General features: G+C 48.9%; 21 protein-coding genes and 1 riboswitch. Of the genes, 4 read left to right on the forward strand and 17 right to left on the reverse strand.

The window, feature by feature from the left end; translation table 11 throughout:
• Positions 1-15: 15 nt before the first annotated feature.
• From HHL17_RS19340 to HHL17_RS19350, 3 genes are all read right to left on the reverse strand, one after another.
• A complete protein-coding gene (locus tag HHL17_RS19340) occupies positions 16-3,453 on the reverse strand; it encodes a SusC/RagA family TonB-linked outer membrane protein (protein WP_169226449.1) in 3,438 nt (1,145 codons plus the stop codon).
• 112 nt (positions 3,454-3,565) lie between these two features.
• Complete coding sequence (locus HHL17_RS19345) at positions 3,566-4,591, reverse strand: FecR family protein (RefSeq protein ID WP_169226450.1); 1,026 nt, start codon at positions 4,589-4,591, stop codon at positions 3,566-3,568.
• An 85-nt stretch (positions 4,592-4,676) separates the two neighbouring features.
• Positions 4,677-5,273 carry an RNA polymerase sigma factor gene (locus tag HHL17_RS19350; protein ID WP_169226451.1) on the reverse strand — a complete coding sequence of 199 codons (597 nt, stop codon included), beginning with the start codon at positions 5,271-5,273 and terminating at the stop codon, positions 4,677-4,679.
• A gap of 135 nt (positions 5,274-5,408) precedes the next feature.
• On the opposite strand from HHL17_RS19350, the gene HHL17_RS19355 reads away from it, so the two are divergent.
• The 3 genes from HHL17_RS19355 to HHL17_RS19365 all read left to right on the forward strand — a co-directional run bounded on the left by HHL17_RS19355 (position 5,409) and on the right by HHL17_RS19365 (position 7,458).
• Complete coding sequence (locus HHL17_RS19355) at positions 5,409-5,990, forward strand: TetR/AcrR family transcriptional regulator (protein WP_169226452.1); 582 nt, start codon at positions 5,409-5,411, stop codon at positions 5,988-5,990.
• A 54-nt stretch (positions 5,991-6,044) separates the two neighbouring features.
• Positions 6,045-6,425: an SDR family NAD(P)-dependent oxidoreductase gene (locus HHL17_RS19360; protein WP_169226453.1), complete on the forward strand. Its 381-nt coding sequence runs from the start codon at positions 6,045-6,047 to the stop codon at positions 6,423-6,425.
• A 766-nt stretch (positions 6,426-7,191) separates the two neighbouring features.
• Positions 7,192-7,458: a hypothetical protein gene (locus HHL17_RS19365; protein ID WP_169226454.1), complete on the forward strand. Its 267-nt coding sequence runs from the start codon at positions 7,192-7,194 to the stop codon at positions 7,456-7,458.
• An 82-nt stretch (positions 7,459-7,540) separates the two neighbouring features.
• Here HHL17_RS19365 and HHL17_RS19370 read toward each other — a convergent pair whose 3' ends face one another.
• The 3 genes from HHL17_RS19370 to glk form a co-directional block, all read right to left on the reverse strand.
• A complete protein-coding gene (locus HHL17_RS19370; protein ID WP_169226455.1) occupies positions 7,541-7,981 on the reverse strand; it encodes a VOC family protein in 441 nt (146 codons plus the stop codon).
• Positions 7,982-8,062: 81 nt separating this feature from the next.
• Entirely contained in the window at positions 8,063-9,352 is a 1,290-nt protein-coding gene (locus tag HHL17_RS19375; protein WP_169226456.1) for a voltage-gated chloride channel family protein, read from the reverse strand.
• A gap of 46 nt (positions 9,353-9,398) precedes the next feature.
• A riboswitch (Fluoride riboswitch) is annotated at positions 9,399-9,472 on the reverse strand.
• A gap of 9 nt (positions 9,473-9,481) precedes the next feature.
• Positions 9,482-10,534, reverse strand: coding sequence for a glucokinase (gene glk, locus HHL17_RS19380; protein WP_169226457.1), 1,053 nt, complete (start codon positions 10,532-10,534; stop codon positions 9,482-9,484).
• A gap of 103 nt (positions 10,535-10,637) precedes the next feature.
• Here glk and HHL17_RS19385 point away from each other — a divergent pair, with 103 nt between their 5' ends.
• Positions 10,638-12,419 (forward strand): glycoside hydrolase family 15 protein, encoded by a 1,782-nt coding sequence (locus tag HHL17_RS19385; RefSeq protein WP_169226458.1) that lies wholly within the window; start codon positions 10,638-10,640, stop codon positions 12,417-12,419.
• A gap of 107 nt (positions 12,420-12,526) precedes the next feature.
• On the opposite strand, the gene HHL17_RS19390 is transcribed toward HHL17_RS19385, so the two are convergent.
• From HHL17_RS19390 to HHL17_RS19440, 11 genes are all read right to left on the reverse strand, one after another.
• Positions 12,527-14,716, reverse strand: coding sequence for a bifunctional alpha,alpha-trehalose-phosphate synthase (UDP-forming)/trehalose-phosphatase (locus HHL17_RS19390; protein ID WP_169226459.1), 2,190 nt, complete (start codon positions 14,714-14,716; stop codon positions 12,527-12,529).
• Between the two features lie 283 nt (positions 14,717-14,999).
• Positions 15,000-15,959: a Gfo/Idh/MocA family protein gene (locus HHL17_RS19395; RefSeq protein ID WP_169226460.1), complete on the reverse strand. Its 960-nt coding sequence runs from the start codon at positions 15,957-15,959 to the stop codon at positions 15,000-15,002.
• Between the two features lie 30 nt (positions 15,960-15,989).
• Positions 15,990-16,895, reverse strand: coding sequence for an EamA family transporter (locus HHL17_RS19400; protein WP_169226461.1), 906 nt, complete (start codon positions 16,893-16,895; stop codon positions 15,990-15,992).
• Positions 16,892-17,512 (reverse strand): CGNR zinc finger domain-containing protein, encoded by a 621-nt coding sequence (locus HHL17_RS19405; protein WP_169226462.1) that lies wholly within the window; start codon positions 17,510-17,512, stop codon positions 16,892-16,894. Before HHL17_RS19405 ends, HHL17_RS19400 begins: the two co-directional genes overlap by 4 nt.
• Before the next feature lie 583 nt (positions 17,513-18,095).
• On the reverse strand, positions 18,096-18,698 hold the full coding sequence (locus HHL17_RS19410; protein WP_169226463.1) for a short chain dehydrogenase: 603 nt from the start codon (positions 18,696-18,698) through the stop codon (positions 18,096-18,098).
• A gap of 33 nt (positions 18,699-18,731) precedes the next feature.
• Positions 18,732-19,028: a DUF2695 domain-containing protein gene (locus tag HHL17_RS19415; protein WP_169226464.1), complete on the reverse strand. Its 297-nt coding sequence runs from the start codon at positions 19,026-19,028 to the stop codon at positions 18,732-18,734.
• 67 nt (positions 19,029-19,095) lie between these two features.
• Positions 19,096-20,586 (reverse strand): S41 family peptidase, encoded by a 1,491-nt coding sequence (locus tag HHL17_RS19420; RefSeq protein ID WP_169226465.1) that lies wholly within the window; start codon positions 20,584-20,586, stop codon positions 19,096-19,098.
• An 84-nt stretch (positions 20,587-20,670) separates the two neighbouring features.
• The gene (locus HHL17_RS19425) at positions 20,671-23,034 is read right to left on the reverse strand and encodes an ABC transporter permease (RefSeq protein WP_169226466.1); all 2,364 of its coding nucleotides are present in this window, start codon (positions 23,032-23,034) and stop codon (positions 20,671-20,673) included.
• Positions 23,035-23,134: 100 nt separating this feature from the next.
• Positions 23,135-24,826, reverse strand: coding sequence for a hypothetical protein (locus tag HHL17_RS19430; RefSeq protein WP_169226467.1), 1,692 nt, complete (start codon positions 24,824-24,826; stop codon positions 23,135-23,137).
• Positions 24,827-24,856: 30 nt separating this feature from the next.
• Positions 24,857-25,450, reverse strand: a complete 594-nt coding sequence (locus HHL17_RS19435; protein WP_169226468.1) for an HAD family hydrolase — start codon at positions 25,448-25,450, stop codon at positions 24,857-24,859.
• Positions 25,447-26,178 (reverse strand): SDR family oxidoreductase, encoded by a 732-nt coding sequence (locus HHL17_RS19440; RefSeq protein WP_169226469.1) that lies wholly within the window; start codon positions 26,176-26,178, stop codon positions 25,447-25,449. Before HHL17_RS19440 ends, HHL17_RS19435 begins: the two co-directional genes overlap by 4 nt.
• Positions 26,179-26,188: the final 10 nt, after the last annotated feature.

The raw sequence follows: 26,188 nt of genomic DNA on the forward strand, positions 1-26,188 counted from the left end.
ACTGTTATTGGTTGTTTACAGTTGAACGTTGACGCCGGCATTGTAGCTCCGTATGATCGGATAGGGGGTAATGTTACTGGCAGCTGCCACCGGATCTATTTCCGGATCTATTTGTTTCAGAGGGCTGAAGGTGAGCAGGTTATTACCATTGAGGTATACCCTTACGCCTTTGATGCCTGCGCGGCGTAGCCATTGGTCAGGCAGGTTATAAGCCAGCTCGGCATTCTTCAGGCGGATAAAGGCAGCGTTGTGCAGCCAGTAGTCGGAGTTCTCTGTATTGTTGGCGTAGGCAACTGACAACCTCGGAAAGGCGGCGTTGGGATTATCCGGCGTCCAGTAGTTTTTGTGTATCTCCTGCGGATGTCCGTCAGCAGTGAAAGGGAAGGAGTAGGCTCCATACACATAAGCCATTACGTTACCATTTCCCTGCCAGAGGAGGTTGAGCTCAAATCCTTTATAGCGGCCTCCCATAGCAATGCCATATTGTATTTCAGGATAACCGCCGTTATCAGTTACGATCTTGTCGTTGTTGGTAATTTTGCCATCCCCATCAATATCAACATACCTGATGTCGCCTGCAGAAACGCTTGGGTACAGTGGTTTAGGGCCCTTCTCTACTTCATCCTGTGATTGGTACAGCCCATTTGATACGAATTTCGGTTTATAGGGACTGCCAGCGGGCTTCATGGAAATAGGCTTGCCGGTTAAACGCTGCCATTCAGGAATGGTGCTGGCTTCAGGATAATACACAACTTTGTTGCGGGCGAAAGTGATATTAGGTTTCACATAGTAGGTAAACTTGTCTGCCTTACCGTTGTAACCAATACTGATCTCAAAACCGCGATTGTCTACAATACCCGCATTTTCTACCGGCAGCTTAATACCAATAACATCTGGTACGGCCTGTGCACGGGGGGCGAGGATGTCTTTGGTCCGTTTGTAGAAATAGTCAGCAGAGACACTGATCTGGTTGTCCCACAACTGCATATCGAAGCCTATGTTGCTCATGACAGCTTTTTCCCAGGTGAAGTTGGGGTTAGGCAGTACATTCTGTTCAAGGCCCTGATAGTATACAGGATTGGTGCCACCAAAAGAGTAGCCGTGGCTGACGCCATATTTATCTGCGCCTACAAGGCTATAGCTGGCGAGGAACTGGTAAGGATCTACGCGGTCATTACCCAGCTGTCCCCAGGACCCGCGTAATTTGAGATAATCAACAAGACTTCTTTGTGGGAAGAAGTTCTCTTTGGAGACAACCCAGCCGGCGCCAATAGAAGGGAAGAAGCCAAAGCGGCCGCCCTGTGGGAAGATGTCGGAACCATCATACCGGAAGTTCATCTCCAGCAGATATTTCTGTTGGTAGTCATAGGTAAATCGACCAACAACCCCTTGTCTATACTGACGGAGGGCTGTTCCCGTTACTGATACATTGGTAGGGTCCGCAGCATTCAGTATCTCCAGCGCAGGGGAAACGAAATTTCTGCCGGTAGCCCCGAAATAGCGCTCATTAAAAGCTGTCTGGGTGTAGAGCAGCATACCGCCTACATGATGGTCTTTAAACGAGTGGTCATAGTTCACAGAGAACTCGCTGGTGGCATAATAGTTTTGTCTGGTGCCTTCCGACAACTCTGGCGCCGCTGGTAGGTTGTTGGCTTTTTTCATTACGCCCGCATTGTCCATCGTGTACAATACATAAGGCTTTGAGAAACTCCTGGAGTTGAGCACATTCCGGTCGTATGCAAAGGTACCTTTGAAGGAAAGGCCTTCTACAAATGGTAGCTTGTATTGTAGGGAGAGTGTTCCGGTAAAGGTGTTATTGTTGTTCTGCATGTAACCATCTTCACCTCTGGACTGCTGATAGGCATTGCCTCTGGCGGCAGGGACAAACCCGTATAGCCCGTTGCTGAATTGATTAACATAATAGGGAGGACTGGAGATGGCCATTTTCACAATCGTAGATCCGCCGGAGCGGGTGTCTTTGCTGTCTGACATGATGCCCGCCATTTTTACATCGAACAACAGGCCTTTGGCTATCTCTGTCTGAAGGTTGGTGCGGACGTTATACCGCTTGTAATTTACCACCGGGTAGAAGCCACCTTCATTGTTATAGCCGGCGGACACAAAATAGCGGGTCTTTTCGTTGCCGCCGCTCACAGACAGATCGTACCGCTGTTGTACAGAAGTAGGAGCGAGTATATCGTTATACCAGTCAGTGTTTGGATAACGGTCCGGGTCGTTGCCAGTCCTGAATTTTTCGAGCACTTCATCTGTATAACCCTTGCCTAAAGCGGGGTTAAAGCTATTTTCATTTTTGAGGGCCTGATTATAAAGTTTGGCATATTCGTAGGAACCCAGTGGTTTGAGTGGGCGTGTCTGTTGCTGAACAGTCATATTGCCACTGAAACTGATGACTGGTTTACCAGACCGGCCGCCTTTGGTGGTAACGAGGATAACGCCATTGGCCGCTCTGGCGCCGTATACGGCGATGGCGGATGCATCTTTCAGTACGGAAATGGTTTCCACATCAGTAGGAGCGAGGTCGTCCAGGTTCCTGTTGGGAATACCGTCAATCACCACCAGGGGTTCGGAGTTGTTGGTGGTACTGATACCGCGTACATAGAAAGTAGAACCTTTGCCCGGAGCGCCACTGGCTTTTGAAACAAATAAGCCGGGCGCACGTCCGGCCAATGCATCGGTAACTCTTGCTACAGGCGCTTCGGTAATTTCTTTACTGCTAACAGTGCTGACGGCGCCAACCACTTTGGCTCTTTTTTGTTCGCCATAACCCACTACCACCACTTCTGTCAGTTCTTTGGAAGAGCTGATGAGCTTTACACTTACCGGTGCGGGGCCGGAGGTCTGCACTTCCTGTGGGGTGTAGCCTACGCCGCTGATCATCAGTTTTTTATTGGCCGCATTAGGTATATTGAACACGCCGTCAGCATCCGTATAGGCGCCACTGGTAGTGCCGGCCACCTGTACGCTGATCCGTTCAAGGGGAGTGCCTTTCTCATCGGTTACACGTCCTCTTGCAGGAGATAACGTAACCATTGGAAGTGGCTGTGGTGTGTCTTCTCCTTTCTGAGCGCCATCAGCTGTCAGTATGTTGTTGCCTTTGTCTTTATTGATAGTAATGGCATAGTAGTCCTTTTTAATATACAGGAACAACAGGCCGTTAGGATAGAGGATCGCTTTCAGCTGATCTTCCACGCTTTGACTGCCGGCATGCTCCGGATTGAAGGAAGTGTACTTTTCTGAGGCCAGTGTTTTGTCATAGACAAAGGTGACGCCGTACTTCTTTTCCAGCTTTTTTAAGGCTGCGTCCACGGTCATTTTTTCCTGCCGTTGTTTACCGGTTGGTACGGTTTGCTGTGCCATGGCCCTTTGCGAAAGGGTAGTGGCGTTCAGGCAAAGCAATACCATTCCCATAGGGAAGAATAAGACTTTCCTCATCGTTAGTTGGTTTTTATGATTTTGGTTAGCTGTCGCTAGTCCTTGTTCTGCATACAGTCAGCGCGTATGGTGGGTGTGCTCCGTACTGGATGATTGATGTTTGTTACAATTTTTATTTTCGGTTACTGAAATACATGGTATCGTTCCTGCGGCTGATTTGTATGTCGAGGACATTGGAGATAATAAAGAGAATGTCTGCTTTGCTCTCCAGATATATAATACCTTCTATTTTTCTTTGCTTGATTTTTTCATCGTTCACCACCACTTTTTCGCCGTAGTTGTTCTCCAGGATGTCTATGATATCAGACAAGGGAGCGTCTACCAGGGTGAGTTTGCCCTGTACCCAGCTACTGTAGCTGCTGTCTGTTCTGGAAGCAGAAACCTTTCTGTCCTGTGCATCATATTCTACAAGATCGCCAGGGGAGAGGATTCTGCTTGTTTGCTGTGGATCATGAAAATCGATGCGTACTTTTCCTGATTGCAGGAATACGGTTGTTTGGTGGTGTCGTTGTTTCAGATCAAAAGTGGTACCCAGTACGGTAACGTCGGCATCGGGCGTATGGACTACAAATCCGGCTGCTTTATTATCCTGGTTCACCCGGAAATACGCTTCGCCGTTGAGCCAGGCCTCACGAAGTTGTCCATTTAGGGAGCGGCGGTATGTCAGCCTGGAGTTGGCCTGCAGCGTAACCCGGGAACTGTCCGGGAGTACTATCTGCCTGGTTTCTCCAAAAGTTGTAGACACTGCCAGGGTTGTTTTCTGTCGCCAGGTATACCAGCTGGCTGCTCCCACACCCGCCAGCAGCCCAATCCAGATGGCGGCGTTGCGCCATGACAGCACAGCGTATAGGCGTCCACGTTTGGTGGGTTCCTGGCGTAGCCGCGAGATTGAATGGGCGAACCTGGTATAGGATGCTGTTAACGTTTCGGCTGTTGGCTCATGTTCTGCGAAACGTATCTGTAAAAGCAGCTGCCTTGCGGTTTGCGCCATGACAGCATGTTCCGGAGCGGCGGCTATCCATGTTTCCCATTGTGCCGCTACCGTGGGATCGTTCTGTAATACCCATCTCACAAAAGAAGGGTTACCCACAAGAGCGGTCACACTGTATGTTTCATTGTCCGGTTTGTCGCGCTGCATCCTGTTTAAGCTATTTACTGATATATATAAGTCTGCACAGGGAGATATTACCCCATGAAAACAAAAGTTTTTTAAATTTTTTTTGTTACTGCCGGATAAACAGTAACCGAAGCATAGGTAGCAGCAGGTAGAAGGGGATGTTAACCAGTTGTTTCAGCTCATCCAATGCACGGGCCATGAGCTTGTAGGTGGCTTTAACGGAAATATCCATTACCGTAGCAATTTCATCGTACTGCATGTTTTCATAGAAGCGAAGGTAAACGGCTTCCCGCTGCCGTGGCGTAAGTTGTTGCAAAGCCTGTAGTATGGCTGTTTTCAGCTGCTGGTCCTGTTCCCGGTGAATCAGAAAATGATCAGCGCCAAATTCGGGAGTGGCGGCCTGGCTGGCGCGCTCTTCGCGTTGCATCCGCCTGATGGCATCCTCATAGTAGCGGAACAGCCTGCGGCGAAAGCTACTGTATACATAACTCTTGCTGGCGTCCATGGCAGGATTTCGGCTGTGGGCCTGCCACATAGATACAAACACGTCATGAATGGCGTCCTCTATCAGACTATTATTGTCCGTCAGTTTCCTGCCATAGTTGTACAACTGCTTGTAATAATCCTTATAAGCGGCTGCCGCCTCTGCGGAATCCGGAGCAATAAATATAACGTTGATATTCCGTTGTTCATTAGTGTCCATCAGCGGGACTAAAGATAGAAATTTTCCGGTTATTATCTTGTCGGGCAATATGTAGACGGCGGATAACAGGGAAGAAGCAGAAATAATTTTGGCAGAACGGTTACATTTTTTATTTTTGTATCGATCGTTACAAAAATGAGAGGAAGACCAACAACATATGACAGCGACGCAGTTGTCTTAAAAGCCCAGGAAGTATTCTGGGAGAAAGGGTATAGCGCCACATCCCTGCAGGACCTGCAGACCGCCACACAAATGGGGAGCGGTAGTTTGTACAATACGTTCCGGGGCGGGAAGAAAGAACTTTTTTCAAAGGCGCTGCAGCAGCGACGGGAAGCCTTTCTGGCATTTAAGCAAGAGATGAAACAACATCCCGCGCCAATTGAGCTGATCAAAGACTTTTTTAGAAGTTTGGCCGAAGCGGATGAGCATACCCATATGAAAGGGTGTATCGTAGCTAATACCGTGACAGCCCTGGCTTTTGTAGACAATGACCTGGAAGCGGAAGCGGTGGGTATCCTGAAAGATGTGGAGCGGATGTTTACCGATACTATCCGCGAGGCGCAACGGTCAGGCACTATTACCAATCCCGCGGATGCTGCTGTTTTAGGAAGATACCTGATCACTTGTTGGAATGGACTTAACGTGACCAGAAGGATGCATCCGAATAAGGAAAAGATGAAAGAGCTGATCGGGATACAGCTCAGTATCCTGGCTTAAAATTTTTTACCAATTTTTGTAATGATCATTACAAAAATATATACAGATTGAAATATGGATTTACAATTAGCATCGAAGCGTGTTTTTATCAGTGGTTCCACGCAGGGAATCGGATTTGCGATCGCACAACAAATGGCACAGGAAGGTGCCGAAGTGATTCTTCATGGAAGAACACAAGTCAAAGTAGATTGGGCCATACAAAAGCTCACAGCATTGTGCCCGGAGGCTGTTGTATCGGGCATTTCGGCGGACCTGGCGATCCCGGAAGAGATGGAAATCCTGTTACAGCGGTTACCTTCAGTAGATATTCTCGTCAACAATGCGGGCATATTTGAGGTAAAAGATTTTTGGGAAATAACAGATGCCAACTGGCTTCATATCTTCAATGTAAACGTCATGAGTGCTGTAAGGCTTTCCAGGTACGTCATTTTCTAACCTTTGCTTTTTTAACTGGATAGGGCGTGTGCGTTATACATCGTTGTGTAGCGTCGTCAACCTGTCTCCGGGTCTTTGACAGTTGATTTATCACACGAGTTCGTGTGAGTGTTTTGTATGAAATGATACATGTTTAACTGTATACTTTCAACAGGAAACAACTAGACCTCGATGTCTATATCGAGATAATCAATAAGCAAAAGGAGGAGAGAAGCATCTGCCAGTCCCGATCCCAACAAACTGGCTACGCATGATGGCGGCATTACCCGACGGCAAAATGATTTTATAGCCTAAGAGCCTCATTAATCGAGCCATGGTAACCAGGATATAGGACCCCTGGGAAGCTTCCAAAAACTAGCTTAAACCGACTTGACTAGAAACAGTTCTTATCTTTTATGGTTATTTTCTATTTAACATAATGTTTATTATAGGAATATTATGAGGCTCGGGAATCCGATCTCTCTCAGCGAAAAAGTTTCTACTAAATCAGGAGGAATTTCGGCTGAAACGAAGCCGCTGTGGCTCGTTTATATGAATTGGTCCTGGACTGATGTACGGTTATTCGATTCTCAGCGCGTTCAATTTGAGTGGTAAAACGCGGCTAAAATGGTTCCCCTATTTTCTGTGATAGCTGATGTCGTTTCGCCGCCCTCGCCCGTTGATTTGCTTTGAGGCTGTGATGCAGTGTTCTTCATTATCTTTATACTATCCTATACAACCAATCTGCCTCGAGTATCCCCTAATTTATACAACTAAAAGCACCTTTATGAAAAAGATCAGAATCGCTCTCGCAACGTTTGCTGCCATTATTGGCATTGGTGGCGCTTATGCAGCCACACATCAGGATTCGTCCCGCAGAAATGCTACACTTTTCAATTGGTATACTTTTGTTCATTTCAATCGTGTCTACACTCATAAATCTATTCAAGAAGCAGAAAGCCTCTCTGGCTGCAATGGCGTGGGAGCAAATTGCATGTACGGAACAGTTACAGACCCTAACGGCGTGCTTGTATATACAATAAATAAACGTTAAGCCTTATATTTAAATGCATTAAAAAAACGCCGCCGTTACCGGTCGCCTTATCAGACTACCCCATACGGCGGCGGCAAAAAAATTATGCAACAAAAGCAATGAATTCAATCACTTCTCCATCCAGCCCGTACACCAGTGCGTTACGTACTTTCAACGGCGGCTGACCCAGCGATAATTCCCCTGGTTCCACACAGCTCGCAGCACCGAGGGATAATGCGTGCGCATAGGCCACCTCCACGTCATCTACAGTGAGCGCCAGATGCAGCAATGCACCCGCCACAACACTCTCTCCAGGCGCTTTCCGGCGGCCCTGTGTGGCGATATTGGCGTCTTTATCGAAGATCTCTATAAACGATCCTGAGCCCGGAATCTGCAGCAGCGCGGCATGTGTAATGTTAAATTCGGGTAGTGTCCAGGAATGAAATGGTGTAAGGCCCAGCGCCTCATAAAATCGGCAGGTGGCAGCGAAATCATTTGCCTGAATGGCTAGATGATGGATGCCAGTAATATTCGTCTTCTTCATGCCACAAACATACAGCACGATAAGTATGTGTGTATCGGACTAACAAAATTGTTAGCGCTCAAATGCGCTACCATAGCCATTCTACCGTTCAAATTTAGGCACCTCCAGTTTCTGCGAGGCGTAAATACCGGAATGTCCGCTGAAATAATAAGCAGTAAAACATGCTACGGCAAAGTAAAGTACATGGTCGGCGCCAAAAAGTTCGACGCCCATCAGTGTGCAGGCAAGCGGGGTATTGGTGGCTCCGGCAAATACAGCGATGAATCCCAGTCCGGCGAAGAGATCGACCGGCGCACCGAGCAATAGCGCCAAGGTGTGACCGAGTGTGGCGCCCATAAAAAACAGGGGGGTCACCTCCCCTCCTTTAAACCCCATTCCCAGCGTCACGGCCGTGAAAACGAGCTTCCACAGCCAGCTCCAGTCGGAAATATGTCCTGTATCACGGAAGGCGTTGACGATACTGATGCCATCCGGTGATTGACTATAAACGCCTAATCCCAAATAATCACGGGTACCAACGATGAGAGTCATGGCAATGATCATCAGGCCGCCCACTACGGGAATCAGCCAGGGTATTTTAATATAGGTGTTAGCGTTATGTTTGATGGCATGTATCAGCCAGGAGAATAAAAAGCTGGTCAGCCCAAAAGCTACGCCCACAACAATTACCTTCAACAACAACAACAAGTCGGCCTTCAGGAAAGGAACGTAAGGTGTCAGATGTGTACCCGTATATAATATCTCGTAATGAGTATGGGAAATACCCCAGGCGGAACAGACTACATCGGCCAGCACGGCGGCAATCAGGCAAGGTACCAGGGCGTCGTACCGCATGGCGCCGATGGCCAGTACTTCCAGCGCGAACACGGTGCCTGCGATGGGCGTACCAAATACGGCTCCGAAACCCGCTGCAATACCCGTCATTAATAATATGCGTATATCCCTGTGGGTTAGTCCCAACGTTTTACCGATCCAGGCAGCCATACTGCCGCCTATTTGTACCGCTGTGCCTTCCCGTCCGGCGGAACCGCCAAACAGATGCGTGATGACGGTCGTCAGTAATACTAATGGCGCCATTCTCGCGGGAACACCGCCACCCGGCTGGTGTATTTCATCCATGATCAGGTTGTTCCCTTTCTCGGCATTCTTACCTCCTAAGCGGTACAACCAGTAAATCAATACTCCCGCCACTGGCAACAGGTACAGCAGCCAGCCATGCTCAAAACGGATTTTTGTTGCCTTGTCAAGCAACCATAAAAAGAGGGCAACCAGGCTGCCTACAATCAGGGCAACGGGCAATACCAATACTGTCCATCTCAGCAGCTGATACGCTACTGTTATTTGTTCCGGTTTATTCGTGTGTTGTTTCATGTCCTACAAACAGCAGTTTACAACGACACTTCCGTATCGTCAGGTTCGTTTTGTAGGCGCCATCAGTTTCGGAGGACCCGAAACGGTTCTGAGCAGGAAGACACCATTTCCTGTGCCGCAAAAATAAAACTAATCTGCTAATAATCCTGCATAATATGCTGCGCCCCAGAGGGCTGACTTATCATTATTGACAATATGTATGGGAACACTGCCCAGCAACTCGGCCATCCGGTCGCCCTGCATATAATGATGATAGAATTCACCGGTCTCCAGTAACCGCGTTATTTTCGGCGGAATGCCTCCTCCAAGGAACAGGCCCCCGGTGGATTTCATCTTCAATACCAGGTTACAGGACTCACGGGCCAGATAACGGACGAACAGCTCCATGGTCTTCACACAAACAGGCGCTTTCCCATCCATGGCTGCTTTACTGATCACGGCCGCATCGTCGCCAGCCGCCATTTCAGCTGCCAGGGCCGCCGGCATCTCCATACCTTTCACATCCCGCAGAAACTGGTAGATGGTCACAATGCCTGGTCCGGAAATCACGCGCTCCCAGCTGGCGATCTCATATTTTTCCTGCAAATAACGCAACAGGGCAATGTCCAGCTCTGTCCGGGGCGCAAAATCCCCATGACCACCTTCTGTCGGAAATGGATGATGATACTGCCCATCCCAATATAGTCCAGCCATCCCCAGCCCCGTACCGGGTGCAATGATGGCCATATTGCCACTGTTATCGGCAGTGCCGCGGTGCAGCGTGGTCAGTTGTCCGGGTGACAAAGTGGCCAGGCCATAGGCGGTAGCTTCCAGGTCATTGATCAGGGCTACTGCACGGATGCCTGTAGCCTGCCGGATCTCGTCTTCACTTAGTTCACGGGCCAGATTGGTCAGCTCCACTTTTCCCTTTACTACCGGTCCGGCCACGCCAATGCATATACGCTGCGGCTGTTGCTCACCCTGACTGATAAAATGCTGAATGATCTCTGAGAAACTGGCGTAGTCACGGGAGGCGTATTTGTCTTCACGCACCAGGTCCAGATCACCTTCGGTTAACCTGAACAATGCCAGATTGGTCTTGGTCCCACCCAGGTCGCCTGCCAGCAAATACAAGTCTTCCCCCTGCTCATATACGGGTGCTACAAACTTTGGCAAATAGTGCTGCTTTTTGATCGTCTGCATAACATCGTAAACTTATCTCCTAAAAATAGTCAAATTGGAACAGCATTTGCCCCTGGTTGAACAATTTTCTGAAAAAAATGTAGAACCAATAAATTGATTTTTAATGGAAAGACATACCTATCAGACTGGACTTATCGGTAATTGCGCGTTCCTGGCGCATATCAACAAAGACACAAATGTAGACTGGCTCTGCTGGCCCCGGATGGACAGCTCCTTCGTTTTCGGCGGGCTGCTTGACCGTAAAAAAGGCGGTACTTTTTCCATTCTGCCGACCGGGGATTTTGATTCCCATCAATATTATATGGAGAACACCAACATTCTCTGTACGGAAATCACCACGCATGAAGGCAGTTACCGGGTGACCGACTTTGCTCCCCGCTTCCTGCAATACGAGCGCTTTTTCAAGCCGTTGATGCTGATCAGGAAAGTGGAACCACTGGAAGGCTCTCCCCGCGTGCGCGTGAAATGCACGCCTACCTGCGATTACGGCGCTGCGCTGTTGCACCCTGTCCGTGGCAGCAACCATATTGAATTTGCCGGATGTGAAGATAAAATGAGGCTGACCACCAATATTGCTGTCAGCTATGTTTTTGAGGAAGAATATTTTGTACTGAATGAAACCAAGTACCTGATACTCACCTACGGCCAGCCGCTGGAAGCACCGTTGACCAGCACAGCCGAACAGTTTTTCCGTGAAACGATCGCCTACTGGCGCACCTGGATCAAACACTCCTCTATCGCCAATTACCATCAGCCATATGTGATCCGTGCTGCGCTGGCACTCAAAATACACCAGAATGAAGATACCGGCGCCATCATTGCCGCCAGTACGACCAGCCTGCCAGAATTCCCCGATAGCGGCCGTAACTGGGACTACCGCTACTGTTGGATGCGTGATACCTTTTATGTGATCACCGCACTGAACCATATCGGGCATTTTGAAGAGATGGAAAAGTACTTCGGCTATATCACAGATATTTCTTTCTCCGGCGATTTCCGCTACCAGCCACTATATGGCATTACCGGGAAGAAAGACCTGATAGAAACCATCCTCCCGCATCTGGATGGTTATATGGGCAATCAACCTGTGAGAATAGGCAACCAGGCATATGAGCATATTCAGAATGATATATATGGACAGGTGCTGATCTCCATGTTGCCCCTGTATACTGATCATCGTTTTATTTTCTCTGAAAGAAAGGACTCTGACCGGTGGATCAATCTGCTGTTGAAGAAGATAGAACGTACCATTGACGAAAAGGATGCAGGTATCTGGGAGTTCCGGAACATGGCTAACGTACACTGTTATACGAACCTGTTTCAGTGGGCTGGTTGCAACGCTGCAGAAAAAATGGCCCGCACCATTGGCAATGAAGAACTGATTGACCGGGCTATTGCGCTGAAAAACCGTGCTGCCGCCCATATTGAGAGCTGCTACGATCCTGTCCGGAAAGTATATACCAACGCAGCAGGCAGCCAGCACCTGGATGCCAGCACCTTACAGCTGATCATGATGAATTACCTGGACCCCGCCTCTGAACGGGCACGTGATCATCTGGCCGGACTGGAAAGGGAATTAAAAACACCGGAGGGATTGTTTTACCGCTACCGCCATTCCGATGATTTCGGATTACCTAAAACCACTTTCCTCGTATGTGCGTTCTGGTATGTGGAAGCACTCGCCTGTGTGGGGCGCCTCGATGATGCGCAACGCGAGTTTAGTAAACTGTTACAATATTCCAATCACCTACTGCTCTTTAGTGAGGACGTAGAATCGGCTACCGGCAGCCAATGGGGCAATTTTCCACAGGCGTATAGCCACGTAGGTCTGATGAATGCTGCCTATCGCATTGCTATGAAACTGGATAAGCCCATATTCATTTAGGGATTTTGATATTTAGATATTTATTGGTGTCTGGTTATTATGTCATTAATATATAAGTTATTAATATATTAAAATGCCATAATAAAAAGACACCAATATCGACTTTATTAACTTTCCGCGTGAACCGTTTTCAGTGTGCGCAACAGATGCCGGACTTCATGATGGCTCCTGAGATAATACTGTGCCGCAGACACCTGGCTTCCTACTTTGATGGTGATAGCCTTCAGCGGCAGGGCCTTGAAAATATCTTCATCTGTCACATCATCCCCCATCGCCATAATAAAATCATACTTCTTGTGGTTTAACCAGCTCAGTGCGGCCTTACCTTTATTGATCTCAATATTTTTTACTTCAATCACCTTGTCTCCCGGCAGTACCTGGAGACCTTTCTCCTGTGTATAGTAACGCAGGGTATTCATAAGTTCATTGGCGCGCAGTTCTCCCAAACCGGATTCCACTTTGCGGTAATGCCACACCAGCGAGTAACTCTTTTCTTCTATAAAAGATCCTGGGGTACGATCTGTCGTCTGTTCCAGCATCGGAAATATTTCCTGTTTCCATTTATCGGTAAGCCCTGGAAGCTGGTACCACTCCCCTTCCTTTGTCTTTTGCCAGGCGCCATGTTCCGCAATCAGGTCCAGCGGTAAGTGGCCAAACCACTCTCCCAGTGTTTCGTGTTTCCTGCCGCTGATCATGACAACATCATTGCCCGGAAAACTGGCAAGTTCCCGCAACAGCTGGTACAGGTCCGGGTCTGGGGCAGCCATATCTATATTGGTCTGAAACCCCACCAGGGTGCCATCATAGTCCAGGAAAATGATACGCTTTTTGGATTGCCTGTACTGTTGACGTATCATCATCGCGGTTTCCTGGTTCACACGGCGCGCCAGCATATTCTGTTGTATCTGATTCACTTCCTCCAGACGGGTCATAAATAATTTCACCCAGTGATTGATATTAAATTTGGATACCACCTGCCGCATCTGCTTCATACGCCGCTCTTGTTCCGGCAAAGGCGTGTTCAAGGCATCCACGATAGCCCTGGTAATGGCCCCGATGTTATTGGGATTAACAATGATGGCATCCATCAGCTCTTTAGATGCGCCGGCCATTTCACTGAGAATCAGGACGCCGTCATTATTATTACGGCTGGCCACATATTCCTTGCTGACGAGATTCATGCCATCGCGCATGGGTGTTACCAGGCATATATCTGCATAATTATAAAGGGCTGACAGTACCTCCACCGGGAAGGAACGGTAAAAGTACTGGACCGGATGCCAGCTGAGCGTGCGGAACCGGGCGTTGATATTACCTACCAGTTTATCGATTTCATCTCTTAGCTCCTTGTATTGTGGAACCGTGTCCCTGGAGGGCACCACAATCATATACAAGACAACTTTGCCGACATACTCCGGGTGTAACTGGAGCAACAACTCAAAGGCCTGCAGGCGTTGCAGGATGCCTTTGCTGTAATCCAGCCGGTCGATAGAGAGTACCATCCTCTCCTGCTGGAAATTATTTTTCAGGTTTTGTAGCTGGTGTTTTACCTCAGGGTCCTGCCCAAGAGCAGAGAATTTATTGAAGTCGATTCCCATAGGGAATGTTTCTACTACCGTAATACGGTCGTTATAGGAAACCACATTGGCGCTGGTATTGACTGGCAGAATACGGCTGGCAGCATTGAGGAAATGGCGGCTATCATCAAATGTATGAAAACCCATCAGATCAGCTCCGAGCAATCCTTCTATCAGCTCCGCGCGCCACGGGATAAGGCGGAACAATTCGTAGGAAGGGAAAGGAATATGATTAAAAAAGCCAATGGATACTTCCGGCATCTCTGCCCGCAGCATCCCCGGTAGCAGCAACAACTGGTAATCATGTATCCAGATGATATCGCCCTGTTCTGCCACCTGCATCACGATGTCGCGGAATTTTTTGTTGACCTGGTAGTAGGCATCCCAGTAACCCTGGTCATAGCGGGCGTACACGGACATATAGTGAAACACCGGCCATAACGTTTCATTGGAGAATCCTTCGTAGAAATTATTGATTTCATCCTGGGTGAGAAAAACGGGCATCAGGTTCATCTGCCTGAGCTGTTTGGTGACTTTCTCCTGATGTTTAGGATCGCTGATTTCCTGTCCGGGCCATCCCAGCCAGACATTATTCCCTTCTCTGTAGATAGATCCTAAACCGGTAGCCAATCCACCTTCACTGGCTTGCAGTGCAAATTCACCGTCTTTCTCTGTAATTTTTACCGGTAGCCTGTTCGATACAATAATAGTCTTTCGCATAGTCAGTTTATATCTCTAATTATCAATTACTTAATCTGTGAGCAGCAACAAAACAAATAGCACACCCAAAAGAGCGGAACCGATACATATAAATAAACATAATGCTGCTAAAGCGGCTGTGGTTCATCAACAGGGCTTATCCGGAGTGGGATAACGGGTTTTCCTGCACAGTGTGATCTTCACAATATAGTGGTTTTCAAGGGCAAAAGGAAGGGAAATATCTCCCCTTCCTGCGAAATACTTGCTACGCAGGGGTTTCAGGACATATAAAAATAAAGGGTATTTATTGGGCGAGCAGTTGTTCCATCATCTGCATACCGGTAACGGCATCCTCCACGGAAGACGGATTAGCTCCCTGCCCCCGGAAATACTGCACCACTTCAGCGATAAGCGGGGCCTGGACATTTGCGGGCGTATCAAAACGGAAGGATTCGGTCCCGGCAGCCGTTTCCAGTGTTGCCAGGTGGAAGTCCCGGAAGAAATGAAAGCGGATGGTACCGGCGTCTCCGGTAATGGCGCAGTTATCTTCTTCCCTGTCTGAAGGAGCTGCAAAGTTCCAGCTTCCGTTAAACAACACATCATCAGGGAATAATATCTGTCCGCTAACCTGATCGGCTATACGTGGGTCTGTTCCGGTGCTGATACCTGACACTTTCAACGGTTGTCCGAAATAATACAGGAGGATGTCGAGCTGGTGCGGTGCGAGGTCGTGAAAGTAACCACCGCCTGACAAGGCAGGGTCCAGGCGCCATCCGGCATTCTCTTTAGGTGCCGCTTTCCATAGGCGCAGGTCTACATGATGCACCCGACCAATACGTCCTTCTGCCAACAATTGTTTCACAGCCACAAATGCGGGCAACCGGCGGCGGTAATGTGCTACACAGGCACGAATGCCCGCTGCGCTAACAGCTGCGGCGATACGGCGGGCAGCTGGCAGATCAATACCTACCGGTTTTTCAATATATACCGGTAAGCCCCGCGCAATGGCTGCCAGGGCATACGCTTCATGACTACCCGGAGGCGTGGCGATATACACCGCATTTACATGCGGGTCCTGCAACAGGTCATCAGCATTGTCATAGTAGCGGTCCACCTGATGACGTTTCGCATAGTCCTGTGCCAGCTCCCGGTTACGGCGCATAACGGCAGTAACATCGCTGTTGGCAGCCAGCCGGAAGCCGGGGCCACTTTTTACTTCGGTCACATTGCCGCATCCAATGATGCCCCAGTTGATCCTGTCCATAGTTTCCAGATTATACCGACAAAATACAAATTACTTTTTTAACGTCATCAACACTACGCCGGCAATGACAACAGTAGCAGATACGCCCACCATGCTGTCGATGACTTCATTCCCGATGGCCCATCCCAGAAACATGGCCACAACCGGGTTCACGTAAGCATAGGTAGCGGTGAGGCGGGGCGGCGCATTCCGGGTAAGCCAGCTATAAGAGGTGTAGCCTACCAGTGAGCCGATCATGACAAGATAAATATAAGCGAGCCAACTACGTTGAGACATCCCCGGTAGTGTATCCCATGCACCAGGTTCCAGTAACCCACTGGCCAACAAGGAAAAGGTACCTCCTGCCAACATCTGGATAGCGGTGCTGGTCATTTGGGAGGGCATGGGCAGGCGTTGCACGAACAATGAACCAATGGCCCAGCAAATATTGCCCGCCACGACGACTATAATAGGCCATAAAGGAAAGCTCCGTGATGCATGTGCTGCGGAGAACGGATTAAACAATAAAAACAGCCCCAAAAAACCCAGTACAATCCCTATGGTGGTCAGCAGCGAGGGACGCTTTTTGCTGAAGAAAGCCCAATCCAGTCCCATAAACCAGGCAGGCATGGCCGCCACAAGCAGGGCCACCAGCCCCGAAGGCATATAGTGGACGGCCAGCGCCACAGTGGTATTACCAATACCTATCAACAACACCCCAACGAAAATAGCAGACAACAGCTGCCGCTTAGTAGGAATGCTCCTCTCTTTCAGATAACCGATGATCAACAGGATACCGCCGGCGGCAAAAAAGCGGAGGGCAGACAACAAAAAGGGAGGCACGGTTTCCGTGGCGATCTTCATGCCCAGGTAGGTAGATCCCCAGATAATATATACCGCCAGCAGATACAGGAAGGTCTTTGAACCGGAGCTGGCAGGTTTTATGGACATGGTCATTTCGCTTTCTTTTTATTACGCTGATTAAATTGCTGTACCTTATTGATATCACCACAACTGCTCATGCTGCACCACTTACGGGACCCGTTACGGCTCTTGTCCATGAACAGCCACCCGCAGGAAGGACATTGGCGCACCTGCTGTAAACCGTTTCCCGTATAAAGCTCCAGTGCCGATTTCACCAGCCACCAGATCAACTGCTCCAACGCCGGCGCATTAAACAATAACTCCCCCTGACGTTGCGCAGGTTTCCAGGCCACTTCGATACTGGCATATGCGTCGGCTATATAAGTATTGAACAAATGTATGTCCGAAGGGTCAGGTGCTTTCCGATGGATAGCAGCTGTAAAAAGCCTTAACAACAACTCCCGCAACCCGATGCTTTTGTCAAAAACGACAGCTGCTTTTTGCGGATACCCCTTCGCCAAACGTTCAAGCGTATGAGACACTTTGGCAGTAATCACGCCAGTGCGTCCATACCATTCCAGTAACTCCTTAAAGCCGGAGAGGTAATCATGTGAACCTGATTTCATCCGGTTACTGATCGTGTTCACGAAATCAAGACAGAGTATTCCGCCATCAAACCGCAAAGTGGCTATGCTTTTTTCTGTAGACATAAATCGTTGTTTGAGATAGTCCTCTACACAAATGTAAGGCATTAAATTAACCAGTAAAATTAATTTTGGTGGTTAATAAAAAACAAGCATGGAGGGGCAAAATATACACCCTAAACCATCCGCTTAGCAAGAATCATATAATCTATTAAAAATCAAATAACTAAAAACAAGAAAACAGCCGCTGTCGGTGGCTGTTTTCAGGTGACAATAATAGTATTTTAAGGCAGATGTTGCTGAAGAGAAGGTTGATTTTTTAATGTACCCGCCCCCTGGCTTTCAGGTAAGCGGGCGGGAGCAATATTACACTAAAAAAACGAAGTATCTATATAAATTTACAAATACAAAATAATTTTATATTATTAAATATACAAATACTATTTATAAATAATAAAAATAAACACGGGAGAAAGTTTACTGCTCTCTCCCGTGTTTATGATGTAATGTCATAATGACCTATTTGCTAAGAATCAGCCCGGCTGACATAGGCGACATTTGTCGTAGGATGACAACAAAAGCGAGAATAAACCAAGCACCCCCGTGGATTATTTTTGGATACAAATCCACTCCATTTGGCGGCCATCAATTACTCATGAACCCGGAATACCTGCCCGGTCACCACCCCTTCAATACTCCTCAAATAGGCATTCACCAGCTTGTTCATGGGTACCGGATTAAACCCGGGGAACAAATGTCCGATAGCCCCTGCGGAATCTTCTGCCAGTCCGGGGCTGACGGCATTGATACGGATGCCCCGCTGTAATTCAGTAGCGGCCCCCATCACAAAGCTGTTCACCGCGCCACTGACGATGGCCCCCGTTACTGTATCGCGGGCAGCTTCGTCTGCCAGTATCCCGGATGTCAACGTAAAGGACCCATTGCTGTTCAGATAATGCTGCCCCTTTAAAACAATATTGACCTGCCCCATTAGCTTGGAGTGGATAGCCTCCATAACATCCGCAGCCTGAAGCCGCTGGAAACTTTCCATGCCGGAAGATCCGGCTGTTACCACTACCGCATCAATATTGCCTACCGTTTTATACAGCTGGTCAATGGAAGCCTCATCGGTGATGTCTACACGAACATCTCCGCTATTGCGGCCCGCTGCTATGACTTCATGTTTTTCCAACAGGGCCTGTCTCACCTTCGCACCAATAGCGCCGGTGGTACCGATCATCAGGATTTTCATACATTAAAACATTTATATTTAACTAATACGTGGCTATTCAAACAGGTCCTCCACATTGGCCAGTATCTCGCAATCACAATGACCGCCGTGCTCCTGCAGCCAGATCAAAATAGCATCCGGGTACTCAACACCTGCTGCATGAAGATAACTTAGTGTCAATCCGGGAGAATGATCACAACCATGGATGCCCAATACTTCATCCAGGTAGTCAAAGAGTTGATGAAATCGTTCACGGGGCATGGGCAGGCCCTTTTCAAATGTTTCTGCGGCCTGTTGCAGCAAGGGTGCCAGGAGTTGTTTCCTCCGTTCTTTCTCTGCTTTTGATGGCATCTTGATAAAGTACTTTAGGTTTCCGGCTGTAAAGTACAAAATATCAACTTTCCCGGCACCCTGACAGTTATTCCTTCGCTTTGGCGCGCTGGTCTTCAATCAGCCGATAAGCCAGCTCACGGGCAGTATCCCTTCCGCTCAATGCTTCATCAATCGTATAATTATCCGGATAATCAGGAAGCGTACCGCGCCCTTTTTGTTGTGGCGTGCCCACGGCATTTTCATAATAGACAAGTGGGATGGTCGCATGCATCCGGGTATGGGGAAGTAAAAGCCCGACAAATTCGGCACCGTTTCCCCCGGTATAGTTACCGGCAGTTTCCTCTCCAATGAACTGCCCTACGCGAAGATACTGTGCCACGGCGGTGAACTCCGCGGCTGTTGACCCTGTTCCGCCATTCACCAGGAAATAAACATGTCCGCTAAAATGGTTGGCCGCCGGCCACACGCTGTCCAGCGTTTTATTCAATGAAAGCGGTATCCGGTACGTGCCGTCGGGCTGTTTAACCAGGTTGTCCCTCATCATCACCAGATCTTCTTTGGATAAGGAAGAATGCTCCAGCAATGGTGAACTATTCATGATAGTATGCATACTGTTATAGTACAACACCGGCTCATTGATAAAGTAAGATAATAATACCTGCCCCTGATTATCATAGCCTCCGGGATTGTACCGCATGTCTATGATAACATCGGAAATCCCCCTGCGCTTGATTTTCCAGATACAGTCATCCATAAAATGAGTCAATGCCTTGCGGGCCGTTTCTCCGTCCCGGCCTCCATAAAACTGCCGCAGGAAGATGATCGCTACATCTTTCTGCTTATCCAGTAACAGTTCATGCGTATACGGTCTTTCGTGCTGTATTGCCTTCAGGAAGGCCCGGTTGACCGGATTGGCAGAAACATTCCGGGCCATTTCCTGCATACCCAAAGCAGGCACGGTGGCTGTCTTAATTTCTTTACGGGCGTTTTCGTATTGAATATGAAAGGAATCTGCCTGTTCAATGAAACAGTTGTAGTAATAGAAAAACAGGTAGTCATGGGTCTGACGGTACTTCAATGATTCATTATATCCATCTGAAAAGAGATGCCGGAAAATTTCCCGCCTGATGTCCTCCACGGGGCGGCCATTGATTGTCAGCAATTTATCTCCCGGACGTATCTCCTGGTTGGCTGACCGGTTAAATGTCAGGTAAGGAACTCCTTGTACAAAGAACACCTGAAAAGGAAAATAGAAACTGGCTTTGCTCAGGGTGTCGGCCCAATTGGTCCGCGGAACAATGACCGTATGCCCACACCGGATACCTGACACTAATTGGGAGAACACCGCATAGGCATCCCGTAGGGGCATGTTCTCTCTCAGGGCCATACGGGTGGCCTGTACGGTGCTGTCAAATTGTTCAGGGGATTGATAACGGTACAATCCGGGATGTAGTTCCCGGAGTGCTGACGCCAGCGAATCGAGGTCCTGTTGAAGTTCTTTTTGGGAAAATGTCGCCTCCTGGGCAATGACACGGCCAGTCAGTAATACCAGCACAAAGAGAAAAAAACGCCGCATTTTTTTCCCTTAAAAGTCCGGATCATTTTCAACACCAATGCCCGCCAGTACTGCTCAAATCCGGATTTGAGCAATATTCCCGGCTTATTCGGCCTTCAGGGCATCCACCGGATTGCGCATGGAAGCGCGAACAGTTTGGACGCTGACTGTCAGGAAAGTCACCACAAAAGTAGCTCCCCCCGCCATCGCCAAAATCTCCCAGCCGAAATGTGACTGGTAGGCAAACTGGTCCAGCCAGCGATGCATGATAAACCAGGCGAGCGGTAATCCAATACTGATGGCGAGACTTACAGCCCGTAACAAATCCTTTGACAACAACAAGGTAAGTTGAGCGGTCTTTGCGCCCAGCACTTTTCGGATGCCTATTTCACGCCGGCGAGTTTCGGCGGTAAACGCTGCAAGGCCAAAAACACCCAGGCAGGAAATCACGATGGTCAGCGCGGCTGCATAACCCGCCAGCCTTCCTACCCGCTTTTCAGCAATGTACAGTGCCTGGTAGTCTTCATCGAGGAAACGGCTTTCCAGCACATACCCCGGATTATAAGCACGATAAAAATCATCCAGCCTTTTCAGCACGTCCTGTTCTTTTCCCGCGCCGACTTTCAGCATAACGGTACCGCCTCTCGGCTCTATGGTGAAAAAGAGCGGTTGTACACGGCTATGCAACGATTGAAAATTAAAGTCCTTTACCACGCCCACAATCTCACGTCTGGCGCCTCCAAACAGGATGGTTTTACCAACCGGTTGTTCCAGCCCCATGGCGGCTACAGCCGCCTCATTGAAAATAATGCGGGAAGTATCTGCGGCATAGTTGCCGGAAAAACCAGCTCCTTCTTTCAGCTGGATACCCAGGGTCTCCAGCATCCCTTCTCCCATCTGGAAAGGTCTGAAGAGAATGTTTTCAGTACGGCCCTGTCTTTCCCAGTTTACCGGTTGACTGGCCTCGCCGAAAACATGACCTACCATACTGGAAGCGTTCATGACGCCCGGTATTTCCCGGACAGCTGCCAGAAAAGCATCCATATGCTCCGGCACCTTTCCCTCCGCATTAAAATATACCACGTGGTCCTTCTGGTAACCAAGATTACGGTCCCGGATATACGTCAACTGTTGTTCTACTACTATTACCGCCACAATCAGTACCACAGAAAGGCTGAACTGAAATACTACCAGTCCTTTCCTGGCCCACAGCGCACTGACACTGTTGATCATCTTTCCCTTCAGCACCAGCACCGGTTTAAAGGCTGACAGGAAAAAAGCCGGATAACTACCCGCCAGTAGTCCTGTAAACAATGTGACGCCGATAAACAATGCCGCCAGCGGCCAACTGAACTGCAGCTGCAGTTGTTTTCCAGTGATGACGTTAAAAGGTCCCAGTAATAGCCATACCATCGCTATAGCCAATAACAATGATAGCATCGCCAGCAGCAGTGACTCTCCCAGAAATTGCTTCATCAATGCCCAGCGACTGGCACCCAGTGTTTTACGCACGCCGACTTCCTTCATCCGGATATTCGCCCGGGCGGTCGCGAGGTTCATAAAATTGACTGCCGCAATAAAAACGATAAACAATCCTATAAGGCCAAACAGTTTTACATAGGCAATCCTGCCGCCCGCCTGGTGACCATTTTCGTACGTGCCATACAGATAGTTATCAGCATAAGGCGCCACAAATGACGTCCGCATCTTGTTACCGGTATGCTCCTGCATGAACCGGGTCAGTTTAGCGTTAAAGGAAGGTATGGCTGTTCCCTCCTTCAGTAAGAGCCAGGTGACAAACGGCCCACCAGGCTCCAGATTGTCACCGATACGCATCAACGATTTGAAGGCGCTGAAAGGAAGAATAAAATCGAACTGTAACGAAGAGATGCCTGGAACGTCTTTAAAGACACCTGCCACTACGGCCGGCCTTTTGAATACATCGATCTGCCAGTCCACCTGCCGGCCCACTATATTATTAACGGTGCCGAATAAGCGCATGGCCATTCTTTCAGAGATCACTACACCATTATTATCTGTCAACACCTGTTTTTTATCCCCTGTCAACAAAGGATAACTAAAGATGTTAAAGAAGTCCTTGCCCGCAAAGAGCCCTTCGCTTTTCAGGTGTTTACCTGCTGCCGTCACCGTAAAGCCCGGGAACCAGCCCTGGGGGGTGCTCACCACCGATGCCTCCACTTCCGGCATTTCCTGTTTTAAAACGTCCGCCAACTGTGCAGGTGATTCTACTGTTGTCAATAATCCCTTCGCATGTGGTTTGCTTTCCATGACGGTATATAACCGGCTGCCGTTTTCGTGAAAGCGGTCCATGCGCCATTCGTCTCTTATCCAGAGACAAATCAATAACGTGCAGGCTAGGCCGGTAGACAAACCGGTTAAATTGAGCAACGTAAACAGCCGGTGTTTCACCAGATTACGCCAGGCTACGGTCAGATAATTGATAAACATGGTAACGTGGTTACGGATAGCGAAAAGATAAAATAAAAGCGGCACCAAGGAAGGTGCCGCTTTCTACATCATTTCTATACAAACGATAAGATATACTACATTATTTTAAAGTGTCCGCTTTCTGAAGAAGGGCGTCCGTATACGGACGTTGCGCACCTTCTGCCACATATACTTCGATCATCGCATTCGTAGGCCGGCGCGGCGCCAGGAAAGAGTCCACCAACTGGTAGTGCTGTTGCAGTTCCTCTCTTACGGCAAACGGGAAGAAGTTGTTTAACGTTGGCGCATACTCGTAGAGCACAATATCATAATGATGGTCCCTTATTTTCCCTTTAAAAGCTGCCAGCTGACGGTTGAACATCCCCACGCCGAGGTGGTACCACAGCGGATAGTCCTGTCCGGTTTCCAGTTTAAAAGGCATCGCTTCCGCCAGCGGCGTCAGCTCTGTCATATTCAATACCCGGATACTATCTTTTTTCTGTTGCACTACCGGTAACGCCAGTACGCGATCGATACCGGCTACCGTTGGTTGTGGCATATAGATCTTGTGGAACACCGGCAGCCTGGAGAAGGTCCACTTAGACACCGGTACATCTGTGGTGTCGGTATCGATCATAAAGTTCCGGCGGGACACCGCATTCTCATGGGTGGTATCATTGGGCGCGTAAGCTGCTTCCTTCACCGGGAACAACCTGTCTGTATACCGGCCAATGTATTTCCACCAGATACCGGACCACCAGAACAAAATCAGTGCGGTAGCCATTATTAAAGACCTGCCCGTGTTGAGCGGTATTGACAACAAGCGGCATAACCAGCTGGCAATGAATGCGAAAGCGAAACTATGAAAGAAAATATTGTTGTCCGGTGGCGTGTAACTGGTAACCTGAAAGATGGCCGCTTCGCCTAAAATGCCCAGCGTCAGCAGCGCAAACAATACCTCCCGGCGTTCATGTATCCAGCTGCCCCATTGTTTTACACCGGCAGCCAGACAAACCGCTACCAGCAAGACATAGATCTTGATCCAATTGGAAGCGCCCATGATCTCGTCAGTAAAATCGTTTAGGGCTAACCGTGAGCTGTGGGGCGCCTGGCCATGATTAAACCAATAGGCAAATCCCGGCATCAGCGGCACAATGAAAGCCACGGCGATCACCGCAAAAAATCCAAGAAAAACTGGTACATCCAGCCAACGGCGGGTTTCCAGAGAGTTGTACGCTAACAATGCCAAACACAGCATCAGCGCCATTCCACCACCATCCTGTTTGGTGAAGAGCGATAAAAAGACAAACAAGGCAGCCAGCGCCATCAGCAGGTATCTGCGCCCCTTGCCTTCTGTAAAGAATGACCGCATCAGGAAACTGAGGCCCACCAGTTCATATACAATCACCGTATGATTGTACCATGGCCAGAAGTTAAAGAATGAATAAGACATCACGAACACCAGCACCGACAGGAGCCGTACGCCCGGCGTCACGTTCAGGCTTTTCAGGATAGACCGGAATGAGAGACCGGCGATAATATTGATGAACACCTGCGCTTTTACCAGTGTGATCAGCTGCGGCCCGAATATTTTGAAAAACAATGCAGGGATGATCCAGAAGCCATAGCCCAACGGACTACCATAGTCTTTAAAGGGTACTTGTCCGGATGACAGCCTGTAGGCCCCTTCCCAGGACAGGAAAATATTCACGCGATAGGGAAATGTAGTAAACAATGGCACCAGTGCCAACAGCACGATGATCATGATTTCTATAACCGCCCATCTGCGGGCATTGGGAAATGAAGTAGACATACTGTATCTATTATAAGGATGTATCACCCTTTATTTTCTGAAAGGTTTGTATATGGGGTATTGTGCCAGCGCCAGCATGGGCCGGTCGCCGTTGGTGTCGCCATAGGCGTAAATATCCGTATAGTCGTGGAGGTTAAACTGCTGCCGTATACGGACTACTTTCTCCTGGCCATTACAATTTGTTCCGGAAAGCCGTCCTGTGATCAGCCCATCTTGTACTTCCAGCTTGCTGGCGATACAGCCGATGCCCAGTGTCTCACACCAGGGTGCAACCCAGTCGCGGGCTGAAGCTGTTACCACCACCACCTGACGACCTTCCTGCTGATGCTTACGGATAGCTGTCAACGCCGGCTCCCGTATAAGCAACGGTAACCGCTCCCGGCAAAAACGCCGGCAGTTTTCGATAAACTGCTCCTCCAGCATGCCACCGAAAAAATGGCGCAGTACCTGCTCTTTGCTTTCCTGTGCCGTTTGTCCACCCAGCTTAAAGCGGACCAGTCCAGGCGCCAGCCGGGCGATGCCCCTATACAGGGCAGCACTTCCCTTCTGGAAACGGATGATCTCCCACATTGTGTCTTTATGGGTGATGGTGCCGTCAAAATCGAAGAAAGCGATGCCTGTCACAGTTTTAATTTTTTAAAGATGGCCTCGGGTATCAGCTTAATAATCAGCATGATATATTTCCATGGCCATTTTACGAACAATACGTTTTTCTTTCGTTGCACGGCTTTAAACACCGCGTTGGCTACCTGTTCCGGCTGCGCTGTCAGCAGCGGCGGCAGGGTCAGATGCTGGGTCATCCGGGTATTCACGAACCCCGGCTGTACGCTCATCACGTGAACGCCGCTACGAAAAAGACGATTGCGCAGCCCACTGAGGTAGGCGGTGAAACCAGCCTTGGCACTACCATATATATAGTTGCTTTGCCGTCCTCTTTCACCAGCCACAGAACTGATGCCGACAATCACCCCGGCTTTCTTTACTTCATAAGCATTGGCCACCACATTTAATATGGACACAGCACCGGTGAAATTTGAATGCAGGATACGGGAAGCTTCCTGCCAATCGTGCTGCGCCTGCTCCTGGTCTCCCAGGTAACCGAAAGCACACACGGTAATATCCGGCTGCACAGGCAGCGTGGCATAAAAAGCGGCATGGGTGTCGTAAGCAGTTGCATCAAAATGATGCACGGTGGCAGCAATGCCATACCGTATCTGAAGGTCCTGCTGCAAAGGCTGCAGGGCAGCGGCCTGACGGCCAGCCAGTTGTACATTATATTGAGCGGCGGCAAACCGGCGCGCTATGGCCACAGCCATATCCGAGCCTGCGCCTAAAAGAAGTACTGTAGGCATTTAAGGTGTT

This window comes from Chitinophaga fulva, from assembly GCF_012927205.1.
In the GTDB taxonomy this organism is placed as follows: Bacteria; Bacteroidota; Bacteroidia; order Chitinophagales; family Chitinophagaceae; genus Chitinophaga; species Chitinophaga fulva.

Bases quoted from the DNA above. Each gene is read 5' to 3' on its own strand.
- HHL17_RS19355 (WP_169226452.1), top strand. From the start codon at position 5,409: ATGAGAGGAAGACCAACAACATATGACAGCGACGCAGTTGTCTTAAAA.
- HHL17_RS19395 (WP_169226460.1), bottom strand. From the start codon at position 15,959: ATGGACAGGATCAACTGGGGCATCATTGGATGCGGCAATGTGACCGAA.
- HHL17_RS19425 (WP_169226466.1), bottom strand. From the start codon at position 23,034: ATGTTTATCAATTATCTGACCGTAGCCTGGCGTAATCTGGTGAAACAC.
- HHL17_RS19440 (WP_169226469.1), bottom strand. From the start codon at position 26,178: ATGCCTACAGTACTTCTTTTAGGCGCAGGCTCGGATATGGCTGTGGCC.
- HHL17_RS19405 (WP_169226462.1), bottom strand. From the start codon at position 17,512: ATGTCTACAGAAAAAAGCATAGCCACTTTGCGGTTTGATGGCGGAATA.
- HHL17_RS19360 (WP_169226453.1), top strand. From the start codon at position 6,045: ATGGATTTACAATTAGCATCGAAGCGTGTTTTTATCAGTGGTTCCACG.
- HHL17_RS19375 (WP_169226456.1), bottom strand. From the start codon at position 9,352: ATGAAACAACACACGAATAAACCGGAACAAATAACAGTAGCGTATCAG.
- HHL17_RS19345 (WP_169226450.1), bottom strand. From the start codon at position 4,591: ATGCAGCGCGACAAACCGGACAATGAAACATACAGTGTGACCGCTCTT.
- glk (WP_169226457.1), bottom strand. From the start codon at position 10,534: ATGCAGACGATCAAAAAGCAGCACTATTTGCCAAAGTTTGTAGCACCC.
- HHL17_RS19400 (WP_169226461.1), bottom strand. From the start codon at position 16,895: ATGACCATGTCCATAAAACCTGCCAGCTCCGGTTCAAAGACCTTCCTG.
- HHL17_RS19390 (WP_169226459.1), bottom strand. From the start codon at position 14,716: ATGCGAAAGACTATTATTGTATCGAACAGGCTACCGGTAAAAATTACA.
- HHL17_RS19415 (WP_169226464.1), bottom strand. From the start codon at position 19,028: ATGCCATCAAAAGCAGAGAAAGAACGGAGGAAACAACTCCTGGCACCC.
- HHL17_RS19420 (WP_169226465.1), bottom strand. From the start codon at position 20,586: ATGCGGCGTTTTTTTCTCTTTGTGCTGGTATTACTGACTGGCCGTGTC.
- HHL17_RS19365 (WP_169226454.1), top strand. From the start codon at position 7,192: ATGAAAAAGATCAGAATCGCTCTCGCAACGTTTGCTGCCATTATTGGC.
- HHL17_RS19410 (WP_169226463.1), bottom strand. From the start codon at position 18,698: ATGAAAATCCTGATGATCGGTACCACCGGCGCTATTGGTGCGAAGGTG.
- HHL17_RS19340 (WP_169226449.1), bottom strand. From the start codon at position 3,453: ATGAGGAAAGTCTTATTCTTCCCTATGGGAATGGTATTGCTTTGCCTG.
- HHL17_RS19385 (WP_169226458.1), top strand. From the start codon at position 10,638: ATGGAAAGACATACCTATCAGACTGGACTTATCGGTAATTGCGCGTTC.
- HHL17_RS19430 (WP_169226467.1), bottom strand. From the start codon at position 24,826: ATGTCTACTTCATTTCCCAATGCCCGCAGATGGGCGGTTATAGAAATC.
- HHL17_RS19350 (WP_169226451.1), bottom strand. From the start codon at position 5,273: ATGGACACTAATGAACAACGGAATATCAACGTTATATTTATTGCTCCG.
- HHL17_RS19370 (WP_169226455.1), bottom strand. From the start codon at position 7,981: ATGAAGAAGACGAATATTACTGGCATCCATCATCTAGCCATTCAGGCA.